This is a genomic window from Planomonospora alba, from assembly GCF_039534085.1.
GTDB lineage: Bacteria > Actinomycetota > Actinomycetes > Streptosporangiales > Streptosporangiaceae > Planomonospora_B > Planomonospora_B alba.
Window position 1 is genome coordinate 85,819 of sequence record NZ_BAAAUT010000006.1, and the last position, 25,888, is coordinate 111,706.

Sequence of the window (25,888 nt, forward strand, 5' to 3'; positions counted from 1 at the left end):
CCTCTTCACGTCTTCCGGCCCAACCGGATATATCAGGAAAAAGGGGGTGCAGTGGTCAGGGAGCCAGGCGCTCCACGACCCAGGAGTCACCGGAGCGCCGGTAGCGCAGGCGGTCGTGCATGCGGTCGGTCTGGCCCTGCCAGAACTCCACCTCCACCGGCGCGACCCGGAAGCCGCCCCAGAAGTCCGGCACCGGCGGGTCCTCCGGCCAGCGCTCGGCCAGCTTCGCGTACCGCTCGTCCAGCTCCCGGCGCGAGGACACCACCGCCGACTGGCGCGACGCCCAGGCCCCGACGCGCGAGCCGTACGGCCGCGACCGGAAGTAGGCGGCCGACTCCTCGCGCGACAGCCGGGCGACCGGCCCCTCCACCCGCACCTGCCTGCGGATGGCGTGCCAGGGGAACAGCAGGCAGGCCCGGGGGTTCTCGGCCAGGTCCCGGCCCTTGCGCGACTCGTAGTTGGTGTAGAAGACGAACCCGGTCTCGTCGTAGCCCTTGAGCAGCACGGTGCGCGCCGTCGGCCGCCCGCCCGCGGAGGCGGTCGCGACGATCATCGCGTTCGGCTCGGGCAGCCCGGCGTCCACGGCCTCGCCGAACCAGGCGGCGAACTGGGAGACGGGGTCGGCGGCGAGGTGCTCCTCCAGCAGCGGCTGGCCCTCGTAGGTGCGTCGGAGCCCCGCCGGCGACGGCGGGTGCGAGGTGGCGTCCACGGGACGGTATTCTCGCGTGCTTGACGGAAGCCCGCGCGCACCGCCCCCCACCTGGGGCTATCGCGTTCCGGAGGGACCGGCGGCAGGCCGCCTGAACACAGGGGGTTGAATATGACTCGCCGGTATCTCGACATCAAGGCTTTGACTTCAAGAAAGGGAGGCGGCCGAGAATGTCCGACTTCAAACCCGGGCTCGAAGGCGTCGTAGCTTTCGAGACCGAGATCGCGGAACCGGACAAAGAAGGGGGCGCCCTCCGCTACCGGGGCGTCGACATCGAAGAGCTGGTCGGCCGCGTCTCCTTCGGGAACGTCTGGGGCCTGCTCGTCGACAACAAGTTCCAGCCGGGCCTCCCCCCGGCCGAGCGGTACCCCATTCCTGTCCACTCCGGTGACATCCGCGTCGACGTGCAGAGCGCCCTGGCCATGCTGGCCCCCCACTACGGCTTCCGGCCGCTGCTCGACATCGACGAGGACGAGGCGCGCGACAACCTCGCGCGCGCGAGCGTGACCGCGCTCAGCTTCGTCGCCCAGTCCGCCCGCGGCCAGGGCCAGCCGGTGGTGCCGGAGTCCCGCGTCGACGAGGCCCAGACGATCGTCGAGCGGTTCATGGTCCGCTGGCGGGGCGAGCCCGACCCCGCCCACGTCAAGGCCATCGACGCCTACTGGGTCTCCGCGGCCGAGCACGGCATGAACGCCTCCACCTTCACCGCCCGCGTCATCGCCTCCACCGGCGCCGACGTCTCCGCGGCGCTGAGCGGCGCCGTCGGCGCCATGTCGGGCCCGCTGCACGGCGGCGCCCCGGCCCGCGTGCTGCACATGATCGAGGGCGTCGAGCAGGTCGGCGACGCCAAGAAGTACGTCCAGGGCGAGCTGGACAAGGGGCAGCGCCTCATGGGCTTCGGCCACCGCGTCTACCGCGCCGAGGACCCGCGCGCCCGCGTGCTGCGCCGTACCGCCAAGGAGCTGAACGCGCCCCGCTACGAGGTCGCCGCCGCGCTGGAGAAGGCCGCCCTGGAGGAGCTGCAGGCCCGCAAGCCCGACCGGGTGCTCGCCACCAACGTCGAGTACTGGGCCGCGGTCGTGCTGGACTTCGCCCAGGTGCCGCCGCACATGTTCACCTCGATGTTCACCTGCGCCCGCACCGCGGGCTGGGCCGCCCACATCCTGGAGCAGAAGCGCACGGGCAGGCTGGTCCGCCCCAGCGCCAACTACGTCGGCCCCGCGCAGCGCTCGATCGACGACGTGCCCGGCGCCGCCGAGGTCATCGGCAAGTTCTGACGCCCTGAGCCGGTACGGCCGCCGCGCGGGTCCCCGCGCGCCGCCCGTCTCGCGTTTCAGTAATTTCCGTCTCAAAGACCGGACCCCGGTCGGGCGCCATCCGGGGCTTCAGTACGCTGGTCGGGTGGCTGACATCGTGATTCCCTCTGACCTCAAGCCCGCCGACGGCCGTTTCGGCTGCGGGCCCTCGAAGGTGCGACCCGAGCAGATCTCGGCTCTGGCCGCCTCCGGTGCGGGCGTGCTGGGCACCTCCCACCGCCAGAAGCCGGTCAAGTCGCTCGTCGGGCGCGTGCGCGCGGGGCTGTCGGAGCTGTTCTCCCTCCCCGAGGGCTACGAGGTCGTCCTCGGCAACGGCGGCACCACCGCCTTCTGGGACATCGCCGCCTTCGGCCTGGTCCGCGAGAAGTCGCAGCACCTGCACTTCGGCGAGTTCTCCTCCAAGTTCGCCGCCGTCACGGCGAAGGCCCCGTGGCTGGCCGAGCCGAGCGTCATCAAGTCCGAGCCGGGCAGCCACCCCGAGGCGGTCACCGAGGCGGGCGTGGACGTCTACGCCCTCACCCACAACGAGACCTCCACCGGTGTCGCCATGCCGATCAAGCGGGTCGGCGAGGACGGCTCGCTGGTGCTCGTGGACGCCACCTCCGGCGCCGGCGGCCTGCCCGTCGACGTCTCCGAGACCGACGTCTACTACTTCGCCCCGCAGAAGAGCTTCGCCTCCGACGGCGGCCTGTGGATCGCCCTGATGTCCCCGGCCGCGCTGGCCCGGGTCGAGGAGATCGCCGGCGGTGACCGCTACATCCCCGAGTTCTTCAGCCTGCCGGTGGCGATCGACAACTCCCGCAAGGACCAGACCTACAACACCCCGGCGGTCGCCACGCTGTTCCTGCTCGCCGAGCAGATCGAGTGGATGAACGCCCAGGGCGGCCTGGCCTGGACCACCGCGCGCAGCGCCGACTCGGCGAGCCGGCTCTACACGTGGGCGGAGAAGACGTCCTACACCACGCCGTTCGCCGCGCCGGAGTTCCGCTCCAGCGTCGTCGGCACCATCGACTTCTCCGACGACGTGGACGCCGCCGCGGTCGCCAAGGTGCTGCGCGCCAACGGCATCGTGGACACCGAGCCCTACCGCAAGCTCGGCCGCAACCAGCTGCGCATCGCGATGTTCCCGGCCATCGACCCGGCCGACGTCGAGGCGCTGACCCACTGCATCGACCACGTCGTCGAGCGCCTGTAGCCGCCTGAGGTCACGGCTCCCGGGCCGGTGCGGCGCCCGCCGCACCGGCCCGTCCGCCGCCGCATCCGGTCAGTACGGCGGGCGGTGGCGCGGAACCGGGGGGCGGCGCAGGACCCAGGCGGCCAGGACGCCGCCGACCAGGCCGAACAGGTGACCCTGCCAGGAGACGCCGGCCTGGGTGGGCAGCACGCCCCAGATGATCGAGTAGTAGGCCACCGCCACGCCGATGCCGATCACGATGTCGAGCAGGCGGCGGTCGAACAGGCCGCGGGCCACCACCAGCCCGAAGTAGCCGAAGACCAGGCCGCTCGCGCCGACCGTGATGTACCGGGGATCGGTGGTCAGCCAGACGCCCAGGCCGCTCACCACGATGATGATCAGGCTGGCCGCCAGGAAGCGGCCCACGCCGCGCAGGGCCGCCAGGAAGCCCAGCACGAGCAGGGGCAGCGAGTTGGCCATCAGGTGGGCGAAGTCCGCGTGCAGGAAGGGGGCGAGGAAGACGCCGGTCAGCCCCTCGGCGTCCCAGGCCCGGATGCCGTGGACGTCGAAGCTGCCGGGGAGCAGATAGTCGGCGATCTCGATCGCCCACATGCCCGCCACCAGCAGCATGGCCAGCAGCGCGGCGCCCATCGCCCCGGCCGCCAGGCTGCCCAGGCTGCGCCGCAGGTGCTCACCGGAGGATCGGCTGGGCGGGGTCGCGCCCGTCGGGTGGTCGTACATGCGTGCTCTCCTGGCCTCGTGAAGCCGCCGGTGTGGGCATCTCCCGTGCCCACGCCGCACGCGCCCACACCTTCACCGTACGCACTCCGCGCGCGCCGCACGCGCCCCGGACGCGGACGGGCCGGGTGCGGCATCCGCGGATGCGCACCCGGCCCGTACGGCGGGCCTCAGCGGCCCGGGACCCGCGCGGGCGCCCGGCGGAGGGACCCCGCGCGGGCGGCCGGCGGAGGGACCCCGCGCGGGCGGCCGGTGGACGGGTTACTCGCCCCTCCACTGCGGAGCGCGCTTCTCGGCGAACGCCGCCGCGCCCTCCATCGCGTCCTTCGACCCCATCACCGGGTTGATGATCTCGCCCTGCCTGGCGAACATCTCGTCGAGGCTCCAGTCGGCGGACTCGACGATGACGCGCTTGGTCGCCGCGAGCGCCAGGGGGGCGTTCGCCGCGATCCGCCTGGCCAGCTCGACCGCCCTGGGCAGCGCCTCGCCGGCCGGGGTGAGGTGGTTGACCAGGCCGACCTCGTACAGCCGCGAGGCCGGGAAGTGGTCACCGGTCAGGGCGATCTCCATCGCGACGTGGTACGGGATGCGCCGCGGCAGCCGCATCACGCCGCCCGCCCCGGCCACCAGGCCGCGCTTGGGCTCGGGCAGCCCGAACCTGGCCTCCTCCGAGGCGACGATGACGTCGCAGGCCAGCGCCAGCTCGAAGCCGCCGGCCAGGGCGTACCCCTCGATCGCCGCGATGATGGGCTTGCTCGGCGGGGCCTCGGCGATGCCGCCGAACCCGCGGCCCTCGACGACCGGGAAGTCGCCGGTCAGGAAGCCCTTGAGGTCCATGCCGGCGCAGAACGTGCCGCCCGCGCCGGTCAGGACGTAGGCGGAGACGTCCTTGCGCTCCTCCATCTCGTCCACCGCCGCGGCGATGGCCCGGGCCACGGCGCCGTTGACGGCGTTCTTGGCCCGGGGACGGTTGATCGTGATGACGGCGACGCCGCCGTCGACCTCGACGAGGACCTCGTCGGAGGCCGCTGCCGGAGAGGTGTCGGACACCGTGGGACTCCTACTTGGGCTGGAAGCGGATACCGCCGTCGAAGCGGATGACCTCGGCGTTCATGTAGTCGTTCTCGATCAGCGCGCGCACCAGGTGGGCGAACTCGGCGGGCCGGCCCATGCGCTTGGGGAAGACCACCGGGGCGACCAGCTTCGCCTTGAACTCGTCGGCGTTGGCCGAGAAGCCGTAGATCGGGGTGTCGATGATGCCGGGGCAGATCGTGTTGACCCGGACGCCGACGGCGCTCAGGTCACGGGCGGCCGGGACGGTCATGCCGACGATGCCGCCCTTGGAGGCGGAGTACGCCACCTGGCCGGTCTGGCCCTCCAGCGCCGCCACGGAGGCGGTGTTGATGACCACGCCGCGCAGGCCGTCCTCATCGACCGGCTCGGTCTTGGCGATGGCCGCGGCGCCGATGCGCATGAGGTTGAAGGTGCCGATCAGGTTGACGTCGATCACCTTGCGGTAGGACGCCAGGTCGTGCGGCGAGCCGTCGCGGTTCACCGTGCGGGTGGCCCAGCCGATGCCGGCGCTGTTCACCACGACGCGCAGCGGCTTGCCGGTGGCCACCGCGGCGTCCACCGCGGCCTGCACCTGCTCCTCGTCGGAGACGTCGGTCTTGACGAACACGCCGCCCAGCTCGTCGGCGAGGGCCTTGCCGCGCTCCTCGTTCAGGTCGGCGATGACGACGGTCATGCCGTGCGCGGCCAGATCGCGGGCCGTGGCCTCGCCGAGACCGCTGGCACCGCCCGAGATGATTGCTGCTGCTCCGTTCAGGTCCATGAGCGGACTTTAACGCGGAGACCGAATGAAGTTCTACTCGGGGTGGGTAAATCTCGCCTGCGGAATGCGCGCGCCGGGCTCCTCCCCGGACCGGGCCGCCGGGGACGGACCCTCACCACCGGGCCCGCACGGGGCCGCCGGGGGCCGGACCCGCCGGGGCCTCCCCGGGACCGGGACCTGCGGGGTCAGAGCTCTCCCACGGCGGTGCCGACGTCGGGATAGACCTTGATGCGCCGGTCGAGACCGGTCGTGCGCAGGATCCGCGCCACCGGCGGCTGCGGCGCGGCGAGGGCGACCCCGCCCCCCTGACCGGTCGCCAGCCGCCACGCCTCGATCAGCACCGACAGCCCGCTGGAGTCCATGAACGACAGCGCGGCCAGGTCGAGCACCAGCCGGGACCCGTCGATCTTGATCGCCTCGCGGACCTCGTCACGCAGGAAGGGCGCGGTGAACAGGTCGAGCTCCCCCTCGACCGCCACCACCACGGCGTCGCCGACCGTCCGGCGAGCCAGCCGTAGTTTCATCGATCCTCCTCGTGGCCATGAGAGGCAGCCCTACTTTACTTCGCCTGCGCCCCACGCGTGCCCGTACGGCCCCCGGGCCCGCGTGCGCGGCCCCTCGCGGGCAACCGGCCCCCGCGCCCCCCGCGGGCCCCCTCGGCGGCGCTCTCAGGCGACGGTGAAACCGTACGGCAGCTCCAGCCGGTGCGCGGCCAGCAGCTCGGCGTCGGCCAGGATCTCCCGCGTCGGCCCGTCGGCGGCGATCACGCCGCCGGACAGGATGAGCGAGCGCTCGCACAGCTCCAGGGCGTACGGCAGGTCGTGGGTGACCATCAGCACCGTCACGTCGAGGCTCCGCAGGATCTCGGCGAGCTCGCGGCGCGAGGCCGGGTCGAGGTTGGACGACGGCTCGTCCAGCACGAGGATCTCCGGCTCCATCGCCAGGACGGTGGCCACCGCCACCCGGCGGCGCTGGCCGAACGACAGGTGGTGCGGGGGCCGGTCGATCGCCTCGCGCATGCCGACCTTCTCCAGCGCGTCCTTGACCCGCTGCTCCAGCTCCTCGCCGCGGACGCCGAGGTTGGCGGGACCGAAGGCGACGTCCTCCCGGACGGTGGGCATGAACAGCTGGTCGTCGGGGTCCTGGAAGACGAGGCCGACCCTGCGCCGGATCTCCAGCACGGAGTCCTCGCCGACCCTCAGGCCCGCCACGGTCACCGTGCCGTGCCCGGCGGTCAGGATGCCGTTGAGGTGCAGCACCAGGGTGGTCTTGCCGGCGCCGTTCGGCCCGAGCAGCGCGACCCGCTCCCCTCGCTCGATCCGGAAGTCCACGCCGAACAGGGCCTGCGTCCCGTCGGGGTACGCGTAGGCCAGCCGGCTCACCTCCAGCGACGCCGTCATGCCGTCCTCCTGACGCCCCGCCGTGCCCTGCCGCGTCCCGCGGCGCCCCGCGGCGCCGCGCCGCGCTCCGTCATGCCAGCGCCCACGCGCCGAGCAGCGCCGCCAGCGCCGCTCCCGGCAGCGTACCGGCCAGCAGCCACTGCCGGGCCGAGGCGGTCAGGTCGGACAGCACCGGCATGGAGCCGTTGTAGCCGCGGCTCAGCATCGCCAGGTGGACCCGCTCGCCCCGCTCGTAGGAGCGGATGAACAGCGCCCCCGCCGACCGGGCGACGACCGGGACGTGCCGGACGTCGCGGGCGGCGAAGCCCCGGGCCTCCCTGGCCACCCGCATCCGGCGCATCTCCCCGGCGATCACGTCGAGGTAGCGGGCCATGAACATGGCGATCTGCACCAGCAGCGGCGGCAGCCGCAGCCGCTGCGCGCCCAGCAGCAGCATCCGGGGCTCGGTGGTGGCCGCCAGCAGGACGCTCGCGGCCACGCCCAGCGTCGCCTTGGCCAGGATGTTCCACGCGGCCCACAGGCCCGGCAGGCTGAGCGAGAGCCCGGCGACCGCCACCCGCTCGCCGGTGCCGATGAACGGGACCGCCAGCGCGAACACCACGAACGGCACCTCGACCGCCATCCGGCGCAGCACGAAGCCGGGCGGGACCCGCGCGGCGAGCGCCACTCCGGCCAGCAGCAGCGCGTACGCCGCGAACGCGGCGAACCACTCGCGCGGCGTGGCCACCACCGTCAGGGCGAACGCGGCCACCGCGGCGAGCTTGCACTGCGGCGGGAGCCGGTGCACGGGCGTGTCACCCGGCCGGTGGACGCGGTGCCGGTGACCCGCGCTCATCGGGAGCGGCCCGCGGGGGCCGCCGGCCGCGGGGCGGGCATCAGGCCGTGATCCCGTCAGCGGCCCCATCGGTGACCCCGTCGGCGGCCCCGCCCGCCTCGCCGGTCCCGCGGGCCCCGCCGGGCGCGGCGGCCCTGCGGCGGCGCGCGGCGTACGCGACGGCCCCGGAGACGGCCAGCGTGATCACGACGCCGATGACCCCGGCGACCCCGACCGGGACGCCGCCCACCTCGCCGTAGTCGGCCAGCGACCAGGAGCCGAGCGCGTGGTCGCCTGCCTGGCCGATGAAGCCCTCGTCCTCGGCGACCCGCTCCAGCCCGTCGGGGTTGCCGGAGGCGAAGAACGAGACCGCCCCGGCCAGCACCAGCGTCAGGGCGGTCCCGGCCAGCAGGAACGGCCGCGCCGGGCGCGGGGAGGCGTCCCGCGCGGGCGCGGCGGGGACCACCGTGCGCTCGCCGTCGGCGCCGCGCAGCACCAGCGGGGCGGCCAGGCCGCGCGCGCCGTACACCAGGTCGGGCCGGGCGGCGAGGACGGTGCCGACGGTGACGGCGGTGATCAGGCCCTCACCGATGCCGATGAGCACGTGCACGCCGCCCATCGCGGCGGCGACGGTGCCGATCTCGACGGGCGCGGTGCCGCCGATCCAGAACAGCAGCGTGAACGTCAGCGCCGAAGCGGGCACGGAGACCAGAGCGGCGGCGAACGAGGCGGCGGTGAGCGCGGCACGGCCCCGCGCGACCCGGGTGACCAGGCGGAAGACGCCCCAGCCGGTCACGACGGTGACCAGGCCCATGAGCGTGATGTTGACGCCGAGCGCGGTCAGCCCGCCGTCGGCGAAGAAGAAGCCCTGCACGAGCAGGACCACCGCCATGCACAGCACCGCCGCGTACGGTCCGACGAGTATCGCGGCCAGCGCCCCGCCGAGGAGATGGCCGCTGGTGCCCGCGGCGACCGGGAAGTTGAGCATCTGGACGGCGAAGACGAAGGCCGCGACCAGGCCGACCATGGGGGCGGTGCGGTCGTCGAGCTCGCGGCGGGCGCCGCGCAGGCAGACCGCGACCCCGGCGGCGGCCACCGCCGCGGCCGAGACGGACACGGCAGCGTTGAAGAAACCGTCAGGAACGTGCACGGCGGGCCTCCGGTGGGCGGATGTGCTCCCACTTTAGGCCACGGCCTTGTTATTGCAACGAATGGGCATCAGCGAAGCGTCCGCTGGACGAGGACCCGCAGCGGGACGGTCCTGACCACCGCGCTGAGCCGCCCCTTGCCCGCGGTGGCGTAGGGCTTGGCGGTCCACCGCTCGGTCCCGCGCCACCAGGTGCGCGCCGACGCGACCAGCTCCGTCGCCGCCTCGATCCGGAACCGCGCCGGCGGGCCGCCCAGCTCCAGCTCCAGGTAGGCGTCCCAGGTGCCCGGACCCAGCCGGCCGAGCGCCTGCCGGACCGTGAAGGCGCCGTCCGTCCGCGCCGTCACCCGGGCGCACCGCTCGTCCCCGGACCGCCGCTCCCGCCACACCAGCCGCCGTACGGCCCGCGCCGGGGCGCGCATCGGGCCGACCGCCGCCTCGCCGGTGAGCACCAGCCGGTGCCCGGCCGCCCAGCGCGTCCCGGTCAGCCGGACCAGGCCCGGCACGGCGGCCACGTGCCCGCCCACGTCGATGCTGAGGTTGTCGTAAAGCCGGGTGAAGTAGGGCAGGACGACCGTTCCGCCGGCCAGCCGGGGCGCCGGCCGGACGATCCGCCGGTCCCGCTCCGCGCCCAGCCGCGCCGTGCGGACCACCCCCTCGCACCCGACGGCCACGTGGACGTCCCAGACGCCGGACGGCAGGGCGGCGACGTCGATCACGGCGGCGAACCTCGTCCCGTCCCAGGCCGCCGGCACGGTGATCTCCTCCTGCGGCGGACCCTGCGGCGGGTTCTGCGGCGGGTCCTGCGGCGGGTTCTGCGGCGGGCGGGACCGCAGCACCAGCGAGACGCCGTCCACCGCGAGCCCGGGGCGCACCGCCGCGTCCGCGGCCTCCAGCGCCACCCGGCCGGCGACGACCAGCCCCGCGCCCGCGTCCCAGCGCAGCTCCAGCAGCTCCCGGCGGACCGCGGCCGACTCGATGTGCGCCAGCCGTACGAGGCGGTCGATGTCCTCCAGCGCGGCGAGCCTGCCCCGGTCGACGGAGCCGAGCCGCTCGCGCACCCCGTCGGTCAGCCAGCGCTCGCACAGGTCGGCCACCTCCGCCGCGATCTCCTTGCGCTCGACTTCGCCGGCCTCCAGGAACGGCCTGCCGAGGTGGGCCAGGGCGTCCAGCCGGAGGTGGCGCCGGAGCAGGTGGTCGCGGAGCGGGCCCGGCCGCACGTGCGCGGCGACCAGCTCGATCGGGCGCCGGATCATCCGCATCCAGGAGATCGGGTCGCGGCTGCCCTCCCGCTGCATGATGCTGGTCCCGTCCGGCCGGTCCATCAGGTGGTAGCAGTCGTAGTCGGCCACCACGGAGATCACCTCGGCGTGGCAGTAGGCGTGCGCGGTGAACACGATGTCCTCGCCGACCAGGAGCGTCTCGTCGAAGCGGATGCGGTGCCGCTCCAGCATCCGGCGGCGGAACAGCTTGAAGCAGGTCAGGCTGTTGTAGACGGCGCTGCCCTCCAGCGGCACCCGCTCGGCGTTCTCCCCGAACATCGAGACCGGCGCCCGGCGGCCGTGGCCGACGATCTTCCCCAGGACGATGTCGGAGCCGTTGCGCTCGGCCATCGCGAGCATGCGCTCCAGCGCCTCCTCGCCGAGGTGGTCGTCGGCGTCGCAGAAGAAGACGTACCGCCCGCGGGCCAGGGACAGGCCCGTGTTGCGCGGGCGGCCGGCGCCGCCCGAGGCCGCCTGGTGCACGACCCGGACGACCCCCGGATGGCAGGCGGCGTACAGGTCGGCCAGCTCGCCGCCGCCGTCGGTGGAGCCGTCGTCCACGACGATGATCTCCTTGGCGACCCGCTGGACCAGGATCGAGGTCAGGCAGCGGTCGAGGTAGGGCCGGCAGTCGTGGAGGGGGACGATCACGCTCACGTCGACGGCGGGCCGTACGGCGCGCACCCCCGCCGGCTCCGCCGCCTCGCCGTCGCGCCCCGTACGGACTCGCTGGAGGATCGTTCGCGTCACCGCCGTGCTCCTCGTCGGTCACATTCCGCTTACCCGGCGATTCAGTATGTGGCGAAGAGCGGATCGTGCGCGGGCGATCCACCCGGTTGCCCGGCTCTCCCGGACGCCGCGACCGCCGCGCCAGGTGAGAAAGAACCGGTTCGTACGGCTTGCTCCGGTGACGGCGTCCAGTTCGCGGTGGAGACCGCGGCGGACGCAGTGGGCGAGCAGCCTCTCCCGCGGCGGCAGGCGGCCGGCGATCCGATCGGTCAGCCAGCGCTCGACGATCGGCCGGGCCGCCTCGGCCGCCCGCCGCCGCGTCCGGCGGTCGAGGCTCCGCCACCCCGGCCCGAAGGTGCCGAACACCTCGCACCGGAAGTGCCTGCGCATCAGCCGGTCCCGGTCGGCGCCCGGCGCGGTGTGCCGCTCGACCAGCTCCATCATCCGCGCGGCCTGCGCGAGCCGCTCCAGCGGGTGCGGCGCGGACCGGGTCACGTTGCGCACGCCCTCGCGGTAGGTCAGGTAGTAGCAGTCGTAGTCGGCCACCACGGAGATCACCCGGGCGTTGAAGTAGGCGAGCGCGGTGAAGGGCTGGTCCTCGCCCGTGCGCAGGTGCTCGGGGAAGCGCAGGCCGAGGCGCTCGATCAGGCCCCGCCGGAACAGCTTCTGCGCCGAGAGCGTGTAGTAGACGCCGTCCCTGAACAGGTCGGCCCGGTCCCGGTTCCGGGTGAAGGGCACCTTCGGCACCCGCCGCCCGCCCACCCCCGCCATCCGGCCGAGCACCACGTCGGAGCCGTTCCGCTCGGCCACGGCCACCATGCGCTCCAGCGCCTGCGGGCCCAGGTAGTCGTCGGCGTCGAGGAAGAAGACGTAGCGCCCCCTGGCCAGGCCGAGCCCGGTGTTGCGGGGCCCTCCGGGCCCGCCGGAGTGCGGCCTGCGCACCGCCGTGATCTCCGGGTACTTGTCCGCGTACCGCTCGAGCACGGCGCCGCTGCCGTCGGTCGAGCCGTCGTCGACCGCGACGACCTGCAGGTTCCTCAGCCCGATGCTCTGCCCGACCACCGAGTCGAGGCACTCCCCCACGTACGCCTCGACGTCGTGGACGGCGATGACCACCGAGACCACGGGAACGTCCACGCCACCCCCCGGTTGCCCCCGCACGTCAGGGTGCCCGGGAAGCGGCGCCGCGACGCCCGCCGTGACCGAACCGGGAGGGTTCCCGGACCCGGCGGGACCGGGTGCGGAGCGTTCTCCTGCGAATTCGCGAGATAGATCTAGCACATAGCGGGCATGCGGCCATGCATGGGTGAGCGTTCAGAGGACTTCGACGTCAGCGCGGACGACTTCGGGGACGGCCACGGGAACCGGCGCGGGGACCTGAACAAACTGGCCGTCGGTCTGGCGATCTCGGAGGCGCTGGCCAACCACGGCCATCATGCCCTGGCCAACGCGCACAGGTCCGCCGCCGACTCCCACCGCATGCTGGCCGACGCCCGGGCGGGGGACGTCGAGGAGCACCTGCAACTGGAGGAGTGGCACCGCTGGTGCGCCCTGGTGGAGAGCCAGCTCGCGGACGAGGCCGACCGGCGCACGCCCACCCGCCGGGACCGGGACGACTAGCCCGCGGACGGGAGGTGCCCGGTCTGGAGGCCGCATCCCGCACCGGAGATGAGGACGACCATGACCGAACCGGCCGGCTCCGCCCCTGCGCCCTGGCACGCGCTCCCCGCCTCCGACGTCGCCGCCGGGCTCGGCGTGGACCCGCGCGCCGGCCTCTCCTCCCAGGAGGCCGCCCGGAGGCTGGCCGAGCACGGCCCCAACCAGCTCGCCGAGACGCCCAGGGAACCGCGCTGGCACGCCTTCCTGCGGCAGTTCCAGGACCTGATGATCATCATCCTGCTGATCGCCGCCGTGGTCGGCGTCGTGGTGGTGCGCGAGTGGGAGACCCCCGCCGCGATCGTCCTGGTGGTGCTGCTCAACGCGGCCATCGGCTTCGTCCAGGAGTCCCGCGCCGAGGCCTCGCTGGAGGCCCTGCGGAAGATGAGCACCACCACGGCCACCGTACGGCGGGACGGCCGGACCATGCGCCTGGACGCCCACGGCCTCGTCCCCGGCGACGTGGTCGCGGTGGAGGCCGGTGACCGGGTCCCCGCCGACGGGCGGCTGATCTCCTCGGCCTCCCTGGAGGTGCAGGAGTCCGCCCTCACCGGCGAGGCGCTGGCCGCCCACAAGTCCGCGGGCGCGCAGGTCGGCGCGGACGCCCCGCCGGCCGACCGGGCGGCCTCGGTCTTCATGAACACCTCGGTCACCCGCGGCCGGGGGGAGATGGTGGTCACCGCCACCGGCATGGCGACCGAGACCGGCCACATCGCCGGCATGCTCACCTCGGCGAAGCCGGCTCCGACGCCGCTGCAGCGCCGGATCAACGCCCTCAGCCGGACCCTGGCGCTCATCGCGGGCGGCGTCGTCCTCGTCGTGGCCGTGCTGGGCCTGCTGCGCGGGCAGGAGTTCGGGGAGCTGTTCGTCACCGCCGTCTCCCTGGCCGTCGCGGCCATCCCCGAGGGGCTGCCGGCGGTGGTCGCGTTCACCCTGGCGATGGGCACCGGCAGGCTGGCCAGGCGCGGCGCCATCGTCAAGAAGCTGGCCTCGGTGGAGACCCTCGGCAGCACCTCGCAGATCTGCACCGACAAGACCGGCACCCTGACGCTGAACGAGATGACGGCGCGGGAGCTGATCGTGGCCGACCGGCGGTTCACCGTCTCCGGCCGGGGCTACTCGACGGACGGGCGGATCCGGACCACCGACGGCACGCCGCCCCCGTCCACCCTGGACGAGGCGCTGCTCGCCATGGCCCTGTGCACGGACGCCGTGCTGCGCGACGGCGAGGTGGTCGGCGACCCCACCGAGGGGGCCCTGGTGGTCCTCGTGGAGAAGGGCGGCATCGACGTCGCGGCCCTGCGCGAGGAGCGCCCCCGGCTGCTGGAGATCCCGTTCGACTCCGACTACAAGTTCATGGCGACCTTCCACCGCTGGACCGACGAGGAGGGCCGCGAGATCGTCCGCTGCTTCGTCAAGGGCGCCCCGGACGTCCTGTCGGCACGGGCCTCCCACCACCTGGGCGAGGACGGCGCCGGCGGGATCGGCGGGACCGCGGTGTTCGACGCGGCGGCCCGGGAGCGGTACGAGCGGGCCAACGCCGAGCTGGCCGGGCAGGGCATGCGGGTCATGGCCGTGGGCGGGGAGGACTTCCCCGCCGAGGGGTTCGACCCCGGCGACGACCCGAAGCGGCTGCTCGACCGGATCACGCTGTACGCCCTGGTCGGCATCGTCGACCCGCCGCGCCCGGAGGCCCGGCGGGCCATCGCGGAGTGCCACGACGCGGGCGTCCGGGTCCGGATGATCACCGGGGACCACGCGGTGACGGCCGGTGCCATCGCCGGTGAGCTGGGCATCCCCGGCGGCGCCGTCACCGGCGCCGAGCTCGACCGGATCGACGACGACGCCGAGCTGGCCCGCCGCCTGGACGAGGTCGGCGTCATCGCGCGGGTCTCCCCCGCACACAAGATCCGGATCGTCCGTGCCCTGCAGGGCCGCGGGGACGTGGTCGCGATGACCGGCGACGGGGTCAACGACGCCCCGGCCCTGCGCAAGGCCGACATCGGCGTCGCGATGGGGATCACCGGGACGGAGGTGGCCAAGGAGGCCGCGACGATGGTCCTGACCGACGACAACTTCGCGACGGTCGTCGGAGCCGTCCGCGAGGGCCGCGGCGTCTACGACAACATCGTGAAGTTCACCCGCTTCCAGGTCTCGACCGCGCTGGGCTTCGTGCTGACGTTCCTGGTCGCGTCGGTGACCGGGACCGCCGGCGGCGCGCCGTTCACCGCGCTGCAGATCCTCTTCGTGAACCTGGTCATGGACGGCCCCCCGGCGATGTCGCTGGGCGTCGACCCGGTCAGCCACGACGCGATGAGCCGGCCGCCCCGCCGGCCGAAGGAGCGGATCCTCACCACCGAGCGCCTCGTGCGGATCCTGCTGGCCAGCTCCGTGATGGCGGCGGGCACGCTCACCGTCCTCGCCCTGGCCCCCGGCCCCGCGCCCGGTCTGGGCCAGACCAGTACGGCGGGCACGATGGCCTTCGTCACCTTCGTGTTCTTCCAGGCGTTCAACCTGCTGAACGTCCGGCACGACACCCGGTCCGTCTTCAGCCGCGAGACCTTCGAGAACCCGTCGGCCTTCGTCGCGACCGGCGTCGTGGTCGTCCTGCTGCTGCTCGTCGTCGAGATGAACGCCCTGCACGGCCCCTTCGACACCACCGACCTCACCGCCGGGCAGTGGCTGCTCTGCGCGGCCGTCGGCTCGGTGATCCTGTGGGCCGGGGAACTGGTCAAGGCGGTGCTGCGCGCCCGCCGCCCGGCTCCGGCCCGCCCCTGAGCGGGAGCTCCCGCCCGAGGGGCGGGCGGGAGAGATCATCACCACGGCGGTGCCGGCCGTGGAGGCGTGCGGCCCCGCGGCCGGTGCTAGGGCCTGTTTCAGGAGTGAGTTGAGTGGCGGTTGCGGCCTGCGAGACCTGTGGCTGCACATCTGGCCGCAGGCCAGGACCGGGTTCCCGGAAGACATCGAGACGCAGTTCCGGCTGGAGACGGAGGTCCTCGACATCGTCCGCCGGATCCGCGCCCAGCTGGTCGACGCCAGCGGCCACTACGGCATCCAGTTCCAAGCGCTGCTGCATGCTGAACTGCGCCGGGCGGAACTCACGCCGACGAGGGATCGCCCGTGACAGCGCCAAGCAATTGGACGAGGACGCCGCCGCGATCGACCGGTTCATCCGCGAGGCCGGCATCGCCGGCGTCGACGAGCTGCGGGCCCGCCGCATGGAGCTGGTGCGGCAACTCGCCGCGGCAGAAGACGAGCTACGAGCGACCCGCGACGAAGTCGCCGCGCTGACCAGCGCCGAGCAAGAGCGCCGCGCTGAGCTGTTGGGGGTCTGACCGCGTCGAAGCAGCGGCATGAGGAAGCCGACCTGCTCACGGTGACCGTTCGCGGCCGCGAGGCCGCTCTCGCCCAGCTACGTCTCGACCTGGCCAAAGCCGAACGGCGCAGTACCGCGATCGGGCTGCTCGCGCCCTTCGGGTTCGCCACCTGCCCGCGCTGCACGCAAGACCTCGACGGCCGCGAGGTGGCCGCGACGGACTGCCGCCCGTGCTGCCAGCCGCTCGCTCGCGTCGACGTCGAAGACGTCCACGCCTCCGAGGAGGAGGCCGACCGGATACGGGCGCAGGTCACCGAAACCGAAGCACTGCTTGACGCCGATGTCACCGCACTCGAACAGGGCCGGCTGACGGCCCGCCACGCGGACCTGCGCCTCGACACCCTCTTGGGCGAGTACGACCAGGCGACCGCCGGCACGACCTCCCCGCGGATGGAGGCGGTCGCTCAGCTGAGCCGGCAGGCGGAAGCCCTGCGCCACAGCATCGACGAAACCGGCCGGCATCAGCAGATGTGGCGGCGGCTCGATCAGGTCCGCGCCGAGGCTGTCGCGCACCGTAAGACGGACCGGCAGCTCAGAATCGACATCACCGAACGGGAGAAGGCCCTGCGAGCGCGGCGCCCAGCTCGGCGACAGCAGCGCGGCGTTCACTGACGAGGTCAACCGGATCGGCGTCCCCACCGACGGCACCGCACGCATTGACCCGGACACCTTCCTGCCGCTGGTGGGAGACCCCACGTTCGAAAACCTCCGAGCCAGCGGAGGCGGCGCCAGCACCGCGCTCAACATCGCCTACCACCTGACCCTGCTCACTACCGCGCTCGATCATCCCGATGTCCTGCTGCCGAACCTGCTCATCATCGACTCCCCGCGTAAAGCGATCGGCAAGGACCGGATCCAGCTGATCGTGTCCGACAACGACATCCCTGCCGAGTTCGTGACCAAGCGCAACACGATCGTGCTCACCTCCGAACGCTCGGCTGTTCCCGGCGTCACCAACACCGGCGTCGGCGAAGGCCAGCGAGTCGAGGACCTCTAGCGAGCAGGCCTTGCCGCGGATATCCACCGAAAATCCATAACATTCGCCTGAGCAGCGGACACGCTGATGCCACCCGTAGACTCAAGGATGCTTGCCCCGACCGCCTGGGAAGGCGCGCAGGTTCCAGCATTCCCGATCGTCAAGCAGCAGCAACTTGTACGCGTCTGATCAACTCACCCTGGCGTACGGCGAAGCGCTTCGCCGGCAAGGACGCAACCGTGACGCCCGGGTGCAGCTGGCCGCCGCCCGCGACCGCTTCGAGGAACTCGGGGCCCGTTCGTGGGAGGCCCGGGCCGCTGCGGAGCTCCGCGCCACCGGCCTGACGCGGACCGGCCGGAACAAGGCCGGTGAGGCCCTCACCCCGCAGGAGCTGGAGGTCGCCAGGCTGGCGGCGACGGGCCTGTCGAACCCGCAGATCGCGTCGCATCTGTTCCTTTCGCCGCGGACCGTGTCGTCGCATCTCTACCATGTGTTCCCGAAGCTGGGAATCACATCGCGGGCCGAGCTCCGCGACGCACTGGAGGCGCTGCCTCCCGAGCCTCCGGCCACCCGGCTGTGAGAGCTACCGGTCGGGTCTCAGCACTGCCCCGGTACTGACGTAAGCGAGCCGTCGGCCGGATGTCAGTCAGCTGACGGAGGCTGTCGGCACGGCCGCCGAGCCATTCTCGTGGAGACATCGAAACCGCCCGGTACCCGGGCGGCGAGACCACGAGGAGCGGACCATGGACACCATCGCGCAGCACTGGATCAACGGACAGTGGACCGGCTCCGGCTCGGTTCTGGAATCGATCAACCCGGCCGACGGCACCGTCGTCGGCTCGTTCTACGACGGTGGCGAGGCAGAGGCCTCGGCCGCCGTGGACGCAGCCGCCGCCGCGTTCGAGACCACCGAATGGGCGCGCACCCCCTCACTCCGGGCGACCGCACTCAGCCGGCTGGCCGACGCCCTCGAGGCCCGGGTACCCGAGGTCGCGGCCATGTTGTCCCGGGAGAACGGCAAGCTGCTGGGTGAGACCACGTGGGAGGTCAGCGGTGCAGTCGGGTGGCTGCGCTACGCGGCGGCCTCTGTGCGCACCCAGACCGCCGGGCGCGCCGCCGAGACGGCACCCGGCCAGTACACCCACTCGGTGCCCGAGCCGCTCGGTGTCGCCGGGATCATCTCTCCCTGGAACTCTCCCGTCATGCTGACCGTGCGGGCACTGGGACCGGCGCTGGCCGCCGGCTGCACCGTCGTGGTCAAGCTTCCGGCTCAGACGGCGCTGACCAATGAGCTTTTCGCGCAGGTCCTGGCCTCGGTCCCGGAGATCCCGGCGGGTGTGGTCAGCGTGTTCACCGAGTCCGGCAACACCGGGGCCCCGTTCCTGGTCTCCTCGGACAAGGTTGACGTGATCAACTACACCGGCAGTACGCCGGTCGGGCGCCGTATCGCGGCCGCGGCCTCCACCACGCTCAAGCGGCTCGGTCTGGAACTGGGCGGTAAGGCGCCGATGGTGATTTTTCCCGACGCCGATCTGGACATGGTGATCCCGACCGTGGTGCAGTCGCTGGTGCTGATGAACGGGCAGTTCTGCTGCACCGGCTCCCGTGTACTGGTTCACCGGGACATCGCCGACCAGGTGCGCACTCGGCTCACCGCCGCGCTCGCGCAGGTGCGGCTCGGGTCGGGCGACGACGAGAAGGCCCAGCTCGGCCCGGTGATCGACCGGGCGTCCGCCCAGCGGGTGGACGCGATCGTCGAGGAAGCCACCTCGTACGGCACGGTACTGCTGCGCGGCGGTGTGGTCACCGACGGCCCGCTGGCCGCCGGCGCGTTCTACCGGCCGAGCCTGATCGAGGTGGACCGCACCGATGTCCGAATCGTGCAGGAAGAAGTCTTCGGTCCGGTCCAGACGTTCGAGATCTTCGACGACGAGGACGACGCCGTGACCAAGGCGAACGCCACCATCTACGGTCTGGCCGCCTCGGTGTTCAGCTCGGACTCGATGAAGGCCCGCCGGGTCGCCCGGCGCATCCGCACCGGCACGGTATGGATCAACACCTGGGGAGCCATCAGCGAGGACTTCGAGGAGGGCGGCGTCAAGGGCAGCGGTTACGGCTACCTGTGCGGCCCGCGCGCAATCGAGGAGTTCCAGGCCCTCAAGGTGTACGTGGAGCAGGACCACACCCAGTCCGCTCACTGATCAGATCATGACCCGCCCGGCGCCCGCCCGGGCGCCGGGCCCGGGCCCCCACACAAGAAGGCCGCACCATGCCGTCGATTCTGATCACCGGAGCGACGAACGGTCTTGGTCTCGCTCTGGCCGAGGAACTCGCACAAGCCGGGCACCAGTTGCTTCTGCACGGTCGTAACCCGCAGCGAGTGGCGCTGATCGCGAAGCGTTTCGGGGCCGAGCAACACATCGCCGACCTGTCCGCTCCGGCCAAGACCCAGCGACGCGCGGCCGAAGCGGCGGCACGGCACCAGCAGCGGCTTGCGGTGAACCATCTGGGCCCTGTGCTGCTCACCCGGCAACTGCTGCCGCTGTTGCGCGCGGGCAGCCCATCACGCAGCGCCAACATCGCCTCGGTCGCGCAGGAACCGATGGAATCAAAACGATACGCAGCACTTCGATTTGGAGTGGTCCATGAACGAGAGAACTGTTCCCCACGCCTACGGTGCCGGCGATCCTGGACTGCCAAGCCCACCGACAGTGACAGACATCCGGCATACGCTCCGGGAGCAGAGCCGGAACGTGTCCGCGAACGCCGAACCTCGGCTCGGCCCCACCGTTCCGGCCGCCGTCCGGCGTTGGAAGCTGTGGCTCCTCACCGTGTGCGGTATCTACCCCACCATCGTCCTGCTCGGCCTGGCCACGAACCCTGTTCTGGAGCATCTGTACCTGCCGGTGCGACTCGCTGTACTCGTCCCGGCGGCAGCAGCAGCGATGGTCTGGCAGATCAATCCCCGACTGCAGCGGCATTTCGGAGCTTGGCTCACCAGATGACGAGCAGCCCGGCTCCGCCGCCGGTGTGCCCCGCGGCGCCCGTACACCACAGACCACTGCGCAGGCTCACGGCGCGAGGCCGCGACGAGACCCACCGCGGCGTCTCCTCACTGGAACTCTTCTTCGACCTGTGCTTCATCGTGGCCATAGCCCAGGCAGGCGCCCAGTTGGTGCACACCATAGTCGAGGGACACACGGGCGAGGGGATCCTCAGCTACTTGATGATCTTCTTCGCCATCTGGTGGGCGTGGATGAACTTCACGTGGTTCGCCTCGGCTTACGACAACGACGACGTGCTGTACCGGATCGTCACACTGATCCAGATATCCGGCGTGCTCGTCCTGACGGCAGGCGTCTCCCAGGCGTTCGAGGAACACGCGTACCTGGTCGTCATCCTGGGCTATGTGATCATGCGGCTCGCCATGACGGCGCAGTGGCTGCGCGTGGCGCGGTCGAGCCAGGGCCCCGAGCGGACGATGGCGCTGCGGTACGCCATCGGGCTGTGCCAGATCGGCTGGCTGGGGCTACTGGCCCTGCCGGAGGCCGGCCGCCCGTGGGTCTTTCTGGTGATGGCGCTGCTGGAGATGGCCGTACCGCTGTATGCGGAGCGGGCCCACCCCACGCCGTGGCACGCCCACCACATCGCCGAACGGTACGGGCTGCTCACGCTCATCGTGCTCGGCGAGACCATCGCGGCGGCCACCGTCGCCGTGAAGTCGGGGATCGACGAGCACGAGGCCCTGGGTGAGTTGCTGCCCATCGCCGCCGGCGGGCTGCTGATCGTCTTCGTCGCCTGGTGGGTGTACTTCGCGGTCCCCATCCACGGGCACCTCCGGTCCAACCGGCAGTCCTTCCTCTGGGGTTACGGCCATTACCTGATCTTCGTCTCGGGTGCCGCGATCGGGGCCGGTCTGGAGGTGGCGGTGGAGCAGGCGGTGGGCAAGGCACACCTTTCGGCGCTGTCGGCGTCGGCGGCGGTGACGCTGCCGACAGCGCTGTTCCTGCTCACGGTGTGGGCGCTGCACTCGCGCTTCTACAAGGTGGGGATCGCCCAGCAGTCGGTGCTGCCGGTCACGGCGCTGCTGGTGGTCGTCTGTACGTTCCTGGGTCACTGGGCGGTGCTCGCGGCGGGGCTGGTGGCGGCGCTGGCGGTGGCAGCCGGGGTGACGCTGACGGCGCTCGGGGCGAGCCCGGAGCGCGGGAGAGGCGAGGAAGGCGTCGCGGTGCCAGTTCTGTGAGGGAACCCTCGCCGCCGCGGGATCCTGGCCGGCACGGCGTACGACGCGCCCGTGCCGTGCGCCCGGTGCACCTGCTCAACGACGGTGACACGTTGTTCACGCCGACGACGCCGGACGCACCCGCTCGCACCGCGAACCCGCTGGCTCTGGACGATGTCCCACGTGACCTTCGTGCTGTCGTTGCGGTGGGGCCCGCAGCGCCCGGCTGGTGTTCTGCATGATCTCCGTCTGGGAGCTGCGGGTGTCGGCGAAGCAGATGGCTTCAGGCTCCGTTTGCCGATGGGTGCGATAATTGCTGGTCAAGTGCGTGGCTGGTGGTTCGACTGCCTCGCGAGGTATAGCGAGGGACACGGCGGATGTGGGCGAAGTCAAGGACAGACACGGGCGTCGGCCCGACCGGACTGGTCGGCCGGGAGAGCGAGCTCGCCGAGCTTGCGGCGTTCCTGGACATGGCCGGGATGAACGGAGCCGCCCTGCTGCTCACCGGTGATCCGGGCGTGGGCAAGACGGCACTCCTGGACGCGACCGCCGAGCTGGCGGTGGCGAAGGGAATGCGGGTCGTCCGCGGGAGCGGCGACGAGTACGAGACGGACATCAGCTTCGCGGGACTCCATCAGCTCGTCGGCTCGCTGCCGGACGAGCTCGGTCGTCTACCGCATTCCACGCGGGAGGCCCTCAAGGTCGCCCTCGGTCTCGGCGCCGGCCCCGCGCCGAGCCAGATCGCCGTCCTGAACGCGGCGCTGTCCCTGTTCGACGAGGCCGCGAAGGAGCGGCCGTTGCTCCTCGTGGTCGATGACCTTCATGCCGTCGACCAGGCGAGCCGGGCCGCGGTGGGTTTCGTCGCCAGAAGACTGGGCGGTCGCCGCATCGGGCTGCTCGGAGCACAGCGAGAGGAGTCCGAAGAATCCTTCCGGTCCACCGGTCTGCCGGAGCTCGAGATCGCGCCGCTGGACGACGCGGACGCCCTGCGACTGCTGTCCCGGCGCTTCGCCCACCTCCCCCGCCGGGTCCTTTCGACCTTGGCGCACGAGGCACAGGGAAACCCCCTGGCTCTGCTCGAGTTCGCCGGGTCCACCGGGGCGTCCGGCGGCCAACACGGCCAAGGGGCGGGGTGGGCGAGCGGCCAGGGACGGGACGTGCGCGCTCTATACAGCGCCCGCGTCGGACGGCTACCGCACAGAACGCGCGAGGTACTGCTGCTCGCGGCTCTCGAGGGCTCCGGCGACATCGGCATTCTCGAGGCGGCCGGCGGGCCGGGCGGGCTCGACGGGCTCGCTCCCGCGGAGCGCGACCACCTGGTCATGGTCGCGGAGAACGGCCGCACGGTGCGCTTCAGGCACCCGCTGGTCAGGTCCGCGGTGGTCGACGGTTCCACCGGCGAGCAGCGGCGCACCGCCCACCGCCGGCTGGCCGACGCGCTGGGCGACCAGCCCGAGCGGCGCGGTGACCACCTCGCGAGAGCCACGACGGCGCCCGACGAGGCGGTCGCCGCCGCCGTGGAGTCGGCGGCCCGCAGCAGCCTGCGACGCGGTGACGCCGACGGCGCGATCGTGAGGCTGCGGCGCGCGGCCGAGCTGAGCCCCGACCGGGCAGTCCGCAGACGCCGCCTGTCGCAGGCCGCCTACGTCGCCGCCTGGGTCGCGGGTCATCTGGAGGTCAGCCACGAGATCATGCGTGAGGTCGAGGGCGATCCGGCGGCCCGGTCGCTCCCGGCGGCCGCGACGGCCGGCTTCCTCGTGCTCGTCACGGAAGGGGACGCCGACACCGCCCACACGCTGCTGATGGCGGCGATCGAGCAGGCGCCGGTGTCGCCCGGTCCGCCGTCCGGCGAGTTGGAGACCGCGCTCTTCACCCTCACGCTCGCCAGCCAGTACTCGGGCCGGCCCGAGCACTGGCAGCCTCTGGTCAAGGTCCTCGCACAGCTTCCCGCGGCGGCGCCCGCCGCCGCGGCGTACCTGGGGCGCGTCCACCACGACCTCGGCTCCATCACCGACGGCATGCTGCGCCGGCTGGACGAGGAGATCGCGCGGCTGAGGGACCAGAGTAACGCCGACGTGGTCATCCGCACCGCCCTGACCGCCTCCTACCTCGACCGACTTCCGGGCTGCCGCGAAGCCGTGTCCCGGGTCATACGCGACGGCGGCGCGGTGGGGTCCAGCATGCCGGCCCTGATGTTCGTCGCCCTGGACGATCTCTACACCGGCCGGTGGCAGCCGTCGGCCGACGCCGCGGATGAGCTCATCGCCCTGTCCGAGGAGACGGGATACCACTTGTTCGCCCAGGTGGGGCACTACATCGCCGCGATGGCCGCGGCCCAGCGCGGCGACCTCGACGCGTGCCGCCGCCACTGCGAGGCCGTCTGGGGGTGGTCAGGGCCCAGGGGACTGCGGCGGCTGGAGAACTGCGCCCACCAAGCGGCGGCCCGGGCGGCCCTCGGCGCCGCCGACTTCGAGACAGCCTTCCGGCACGCCACAGCGATCTGCGCCCCGGGTGTGCTGCCGCCGTTCAATCCCGAGGCCGTGTGGTCCGCGCCGGATCTCGTCGAGGCCGCCGTGCGCACCGGGCGGCACGCGGAGGCGCGACGGCACGCGGACGCGCTTCGCGACGCCGGTGTCGGCCACCTCTCGTCGCGGCTCGCGCTGAGCTCGGCCACGGTCACGGCGATGACGTCAACTGCCGAGGACATGGTCCGGTGCTTCGAGGAGGCACTCGCACTGCCGGGCGTCGAGCAGTGGCCCTTCGAGGTCGGCCATGCTCGTCTGGCGTACGGCGAAGCGCTTCGCCGGCAAGGACGCAACCGTGACGCCCGGGTGCAGCTGGCCGCCGCCCGCGACCGCTTCGAGGAACTCGGGGCCCGTTCGTGGGAGGCCCGGGCCACTGCGGAGCTCCGCGCCACCGGCCTGACGCGGACCGGCCGGAACAAGGCCGGTGAGGCCCTCACCCCGCAGGAACTGGAGGTCGCCAGGCTGGCGGCGACGGGCCTGTCGAACCCGCAGATCGCGTCGCATCTGTTCCTTTCGCCGCGGACCGTGTCGTCGCATCTCTACCATGTGTTCCCGAAGCTGGGAATCACATCGCGGGCCGAGCTCCGCGACGCACTGGAGGCGCTGCCTCCCGAGCCTCCGGCCACCCGGCTGTGAGAGCTACCGGTCGGGTCTCAGCACTGCCCCGGTACTGACGTAAGCGAGCCGTCGGCCGGATGTCAGTCAGCTGACGGAGGCTGTCGGCACGGCCGCCGAGCCATTCTCGTGGAGACATCGAAACCGCCCGGTACCCGGGCGGCGAGACCACGAGGAGCAGACCATGCCGTTCGTCACCGCCAGCGACGGAACCGAAATCTTCTACAAGGACTGGGGCTCGGGCCGGCCGATCATGTTCCACCACGGCTGGCCGCTGAGCTCGGACGACTGGGACGCCCAACTGCTGTTCCTCGTCCAGCACGGCTACCGGGTCATCGCCCACGACCGCCGCGGGCACGGGCGCTCCGCCCAGGTCGGCCACGGGCACGACATGGACCGCTACGCGGCGGACGCCGCCGCCGTGGTGGCGCATCTCGGCCTGCGCGACGTCGTCCACGTCGGCCACTCCACCGGTGGCGGAGAGGTCGCCCGGTACGCCGCCAGGCACGGTGCCGGGCGGGTCGCCAAGGCCGTCCTCATCGGAGCGGTCCCGCCGCTCATGGTCCAGACCGAATCAAACCCGGGAGGGCTGCCGGTCGAGGTCTTCGACGGCTTCCGCGAGGCCGTGGCCACCAACCGCTCCCAGTTCTACCTCGACCTCGCCTCCGGGCCGTTCTACGGGTTCAACCGCCCGGGCGCGGACATCTCCCAGGGCGTCATCCAGAACTGGTGGCGCCAGGGAATGACCGGCAGCGCGCAGGCGCACTACGAGGGGATCAAGGCGTTCTCGGAGACCGACTTCACCGACGACCTCCGGGCGATCGACGTGCCCACGCTCATCATGCACGGCGACGATGACCAGATCGTCCCGATCGCCAACTCCGCCGAGATGGCGGTCACGTTGGCCAAGAACGCGCGCCTGAAGGTCTACCCGGGGCTGTCCCACGGCATGTGCACCGTTAACGCCGACACCGTCAACGCCGACCTCCTCGACTTCATCGAGAGCTGACACCGGCCCGGTACCGACACACAACCCGGCAGCACGGAACAGAACAGGAATCACCATGACCGCAACACCCACCGGCTACGTGACCGTCGTATGGGACGCGAAGGCGAAGGCGGGCAGGGAGGCCGACCTCAAGGCGTTCATCACCGCCGCCGTCACCCCCTCGCGCAACGATCCCGGCAACATCGACTACGAGGCCCACGAAGTCGAGGGCCGACCCGGCGAATTCGTCATCTACGAACGCTGGGAGACCCGCGCCCACCTCGACGCCCACCTCGCCGCGCCCCGGATGAGGGAACTCGTCCCGCAGATGCTCGCATTGATCGACGGATCCATCGAGGACGGCATCCGCCTACTGCGCCCGTTCCGTCCCGCCCACTAGGCCGTGT

General features: G+C 72.3%; 25 protein-coding genes and 1 pseudogene. 16 read left to right on the forward strand and 10 right to left on the reverse strand.

The genetic code is table 11. The features are described 5' to 3' along the window. Window positions 1-55: 55 nt before the first annotated feature. Window positions 56-709 carry a pyridoxamine 5'-phosphate oxidase gene (pdxH, locus tag ABD823_RS05100; protein ID WP_344856415.1) on the reverse strand — a complete coding sequence of 218 codons (654 nt, stop codon included), beginning with the start codon at window positions 707-709 and terminating at the stop codon, window positions 56-58. A gap of 170 nt (window positions 710-879) precedes the next feature. Between pdxH and ABD823_RS05105 the strand changes: the two genes are divergently transcribed. Together ABD823_RS05105 and serC are read left to right on the forward strand one after the other, a co-directional pair. Further along, on the forward strand, window positions 880-1,986 hold the full coding sequence (locus tag ABD823_RS05105; RefSeq protein ID WP_344856417.1) for a citrate synthase 2: 1,107 nt from the start codon (window positions 880-882) through the stop codon (window positions 1,984-1,986). Window positions 1,987-2,110: 124 nt separating this feature from the next. Beyond that, window positions 2,111-3,220: a phosphoserine transaminase gene (gene serC / locus ABD823_RS05110; RefSeq protein ID WP_344856419.1), complete on the forward strand. Its 1,110-nt coding sequence runs from the start codon at window positions 2,111-2,113 to the stop codon at window positions 3,218-3,220. A 69-nt stretch (window positions 3,221-3,289) separates the two neighbouring features. Here serC and ABD823_RS05115 read toward each other — a convergent pair whose 3' ends face one another. The 9 genes from ABD823_RS05115 to ABD823_RS05155 all read right to left on the reverse strand — a co-directional run bounded on the left by ABD823_RS05115 (window position 3,290) and on the right by ABD823_RS05155 (window position 12,260). Beyond that, the gene (locus ABD823_RS05115) at window positions 3,290-3,940 is read right to left on the reverse strand and encodes a rhomboid family intramembrane serine protease (protein ID WP_344856421.1); all 651 of its coding nucleotides are present in this window, start codon (window positions 3,938-3,940) and stop codon (window positions 3,290-3,292) included. A 258-nt stretch (window positions 3,941-4,198) separates the two neighbouring features. Beyond that, complete coding sequence (locus ABD823_RS05120; protein WP_344856422.1) at window positions 4,199-4,987, reverse strand: crotonase/enoyl-CoA hydratase family protein; 789 nt, start codon at window positions 4,985-4,987, stop codon at window positions 4,199-4,201. A 10-nt stretch (window positions 4,988-4,997) separates the two neighbouring features. Then, on the reverse strand, window positions 4,998-5,771 hold the full coding sequence (locus ABD823_RS05125) for an SDR family oxidoreductase (protein ID WP_344856423.1): 774 nt from the start codon (window positions 5,769-5,771) through the stop codon (window positions 4,998-5,000). A gap of 185 nt (window positions 5,772-5,956) precedes the next feature. Continuing rightward, window positions 5,957-6,295: an STAS domain-containing protein gene (locus ABD823_RS05130; protein ID WP_344856425.1), complete on the reverse strand. Its 339-nt coding sequence runs from the start codon at window positions 6,293-6,295 to the stop codon at window positions 5,957-5,959. A gap of 144 nt (window positions 6,296-6,439) precedes the next feature. Continuing rightward, window positions 6,440-7,171, reverse strand: a complete 732-nt coding sequence (locus ABD823_RS05135) for an energy-coupling factor ABC transporter ATP-binding protein (protein ID WP_344856427.1) — start codon at window positions 7,169-7,171, stop codon at window positions 6,440-6,442. A 70-nt stretch (window positions 7,172-7,241) separates the two neighbouring features. Further along, window positions 7,242-7,958: a cobalt ECF transporter T component CbiQ gene (gene cbiQ / locus ABD823_RS05140; RefSeq protein ID WP_344856429.1), complete on the reverse strand. Its 717-nt coding sequence runs from the start codon at window positions 7,956-7,958 to the stop codon at window positions 7,242-7,244. Window positions 7,959-8,046: 88 nt separating this feature from the next. Beyond that, window positions 8,047-9,135, reverse strand: a complete 1,089-nt coding sequence (locus ABD823_RS05145) for an energy-coupling factor ABC transporter permease (RefSeq protein ID WP_344856431.1) — start codon at window positions 9,133-9,135, stop codon at window positions 8,047-8,049. 68 nt (window positions 9,136-9,203) lie between these two features. Further along, the gene (locus ABD823_RS05150) at window positions 9,204-11,144 is read right to left on the reverse strand and encodes a glycosyltransferase family 2 protein (RefSeq protein WP_344856433.1); all 1,941 of its coding nucleotides are present in this window, start codon (window positions 11,142-11,144) and stop codon (window positions 9,204-9,206) included. Window positions 11,145-11,162: 18 nt separating this feature from the next. Next, on the reverse strand, window positions 11,163-12,260 hold the full coding sequence (locus ABD823_RS05155; protein ID WP_344856435.1) for a glycosyltransferase family 2 protein: 1,098 nt from the start codon (window positions 12,258-12,260) through the stop codon (window positions 11,163-11,165). A 165-nt stretch (window positions 12,261-12,425) separates the two neighbouring features. On the opposite strand from ABD823_RS05155, the gene ABD823_RS05160 reads away from it, so the two are divergent. From ABD823_RS05160 to ABD823_RS05225, 14 genes and pseudogenes are all read left to right on the forward strand, one after another. After that, window positions 12,426-12,743, forward strand: a complete 318-nt coding sequence (locus ABD823_RS05160; protein ID WP_344856437.1) for a hypothetical protein — start codon at window positions 12,426-12,428, stop codon at window positions 12,741-12,743. 60 nt (window positions 12,744-12,803) lie between these two features. Further along, complete coding sequence (locus ABD823_RS05165) at window positions 12,804-15,557, forward strand: cation-translocating P-type ATPase (RefSeq protein ID WP_344856439.1); 2,754 nt, start codon at window positions 12,804-12,806, stop codon at window positions 15,555-15,557. Window positions 15,558-15,666: 109 nt separating this feature from the next. Then, entirely contained in the window at window positions 15,667-15,903 is a 237-nt protein-coding gene (locus ABD823_RS05170) for a hypothetical protein (RefSeq protein WP_344856441.1), read from the forward strand. Between the two features lie 13 nt (window positions 15,904-15,916). Continuing rightward, window positions 15,917-16,114 carry a hypothetical protein gene (locus ABD823_RS05175; protein ID WP_344856443.1) on the forward strand — a complete coding sequence of 66 codons (198 nt, stop codon included), beginning with the start codon at window positions 15,917-15,919 and terminating at the stop codon, window positions 16,112-16,114. A gap of 41 nt (window positions 16,115-16,155) precedes the next feature. Beyond that, window positions 16,156-16,767, forward strand: coding sequence for a hypothetical protein (locus tag ABD823_RS05180; RefSeq protein WP_344856445.1), 612 nt, complete (start codon window positions 16,156-16,158; stop codon window positions 16,765-16,767). A gap of 70 nt (window positions 16,768-16,837) precedes the next feature. Continuing rightward, a complete protein-coding gene (locus tag ABD823_RS05185; RefSeq protein WP_344856447.1) occupies window positions 16,838-17,152 on the forward strand; it encodes a hypothetical protein in 315 nt (104 codons plus the stop codon). A gap of 154 nt (window positions 17,153-17,306) precedes the next feature. After that, entirely contained in the window at window positions 17,307-17,711 is a 405-nt protein-coding gene (locus ABD823_RS05190) for a LuxR C-terminal-related transcriptional regulator (protein WP_344856449.1), read from the forward strand. Between the two features lie 163 nt (window positions 17,712-17,874). Continuing rightward, window positions 17,875-19,332 carry an aldehyde dehydrogenase family protein gene (locus tag ABD823_RS05195; RefSeq protein WP_344856451.1) on the forward strand — a complete coding sequence of 486 codons (1,458 nt, stop codon included), beginning with the start codon at window positions 17,875-17,877 and terminating at the stop codon, window positions 19,330-19,332. A gap of 68 nt (window positions 19,333-19,400) precedes the next feature. Then, window positions 19,401-19,544: pseudogene (locus tag ABD823_RS05200) on the forward strand (SDR family NAD(P)-dependent oxidoreductase); the annotation flags it as partial. A gap of 232 nt (window positions 19,545-19,776) precedes the next feature. Continuing rightward, window positions 19,777-20,136 (forward strand): putative antibiotic biosynthesis monooxygenase, encoded by a 360-nt coding sequence (locus ABD823_RS05205; RefSeq protein WP_344856590.1) that lies wholly within the window; start codon window positions 19,777-19,779, stop codon window positions 20,134-20,136. Further along, complete coding sequence (locus ABD823_RS05210) at window positions 20,133-21,374, forward strand: low temperature requirement protein A (RefSeq protein ID WP_344856581.1); 1,242 nt, start codon at window positions 20,133-20,135, stop codon at window positions 21,372-21,374. Before ABD823_RS05205 ends, ABD823_RS05210 begins: the two co-directional genes overlap by 4 nt. 356 nt (window positions 21,375-21,730) lie before the next feature. Beyond that, window positions 21,731-24,514, forward strand: coding sequence for an ATP-binding protein (locus tag ABD823_RS05215; protein ID WP_344856453.1), 2,784 nt, complete (start codon window positions 21,731-21,733; stop codon window positions 24,512-24,514). A gap of 163 nt (window positions 24,515-24,677) precedes the next feature. Beyond that, on the forward strand, window positions 24,678-25,502 hold the full coding sequence (locus ABD823_RS05220) for an alpha/beta fold hydrolase (RefSeq protein ID WP_344856455.1): 825 nt from the start codon (window positions 24,678-24,680) through the stop codon (window positions 25,500-25,502). Window positions 25,503-25,557: 55 nt separating this feature from the next. After that, window positions 25,558-25,881 (forward strand): putative quinol monooxygenase, encoded by a 324-nt coding sequence (locus ABD823_RS05225; protein WP_344856457.1) that lies wholly within the window; start codon window positions 25,558-25,560, stop codon window positions 25,879-25,881. Window positions 25,882-25,888: the final 7 nt, after the last annotated feature.

Bases quoted from the DNA above. Each gene is read 5' to 3' on its own strand.
- ABD823_RS05215 (WP_344856453.1), top strand. From the start codon at position 21,731: ATGTGGGCGAAGTCAAGGACAGACACGGGCGTCGGCCCGACCGGACTG.
- ABD823_RS05210 (WP_344856581.1), top strand. From the start codon at position 20,133: ATGACGAGCAGCCCGGCTCCGCCGCCGGTGTGCCCCGCGGCGCCCGTA.
- ABD823_RS05195 (WP_344856451.1), top strand. From the start codon at position 17,875: ATGGACACCATCGCGCAGCACTGGATCAACGGACAGTGGACCGGCTCC.
- ABD823_RS05225 (WP_344856457.1), top strand. From the start codon at position 25,558: ATGACCGCAACACCCACCGGCTACGTGACCGTCGTATGGGACGCGAAG.
- ABD823_RS05135 (WP_344856427.1), bottom strand. From the start codon at position 7,171: ATGACGGCGTCGCTGGAGGTGAGCCGGCTGGCCTACGCGTACCCCGAC.
- ABD823_RS05160 (WP_344856437.1), top strand. From the start codon at position 12,426: ATGGGTGAGCGTTCAGAGGACTTCGACGTCAGCGCGGACGACTTCGGG.
- ABD823_RS05105 (WP_344856417.1), top strand. From the start codon at position 880: ATGTCCGACTTCAAACCCGGGCTCGAAGGCGTCGTAGCTTTCGAGACC.
- ABD823_RS05165 (WP_344856439.1), top strand. From the start codon at position 12,804: ATGACCGAACCGGCCGGCTCCGCCCCTGCGCCCTGGCACGCGCTCCCC.
- ABD823_RS05205 (WP_344856590.1), top strand. From the start codon at position 19,777: ATGAACGAGAGAACTGTTCCCCACGCCTACGGTGCCGGCGATCCTGGA.
- ABD823_RS05220 (WP_344856455.1), top strand. From the start codon at position 24,678: ATGCCGTTCGTCACCGCCAGCGACGGAACCGAAATCTTCTACAAGGAC.
- ABD823_RS05115 (WP_344856421.1), bottom strand. From the start codon at position 3,940: ATGTACGACCACCCGACGGGCGCGACCCCGCCCAGCCGATCCTCCGGT.
- ABD823_RS05125 (WP_344856423.1), bottom strand. From the start codon at position 5,771: ATGGACCTGAACGGAGCAGCAGCAATCATCTCGGGCGGTGCCAGCGGT.
- ABD823_RS05130 (WP_344856425.1), bottom strand. From the start codon at position 6,295: ATGAAACTACGGCTGGCTCGCCGGACGGTCGGCGACGCCGTGGTGGTG.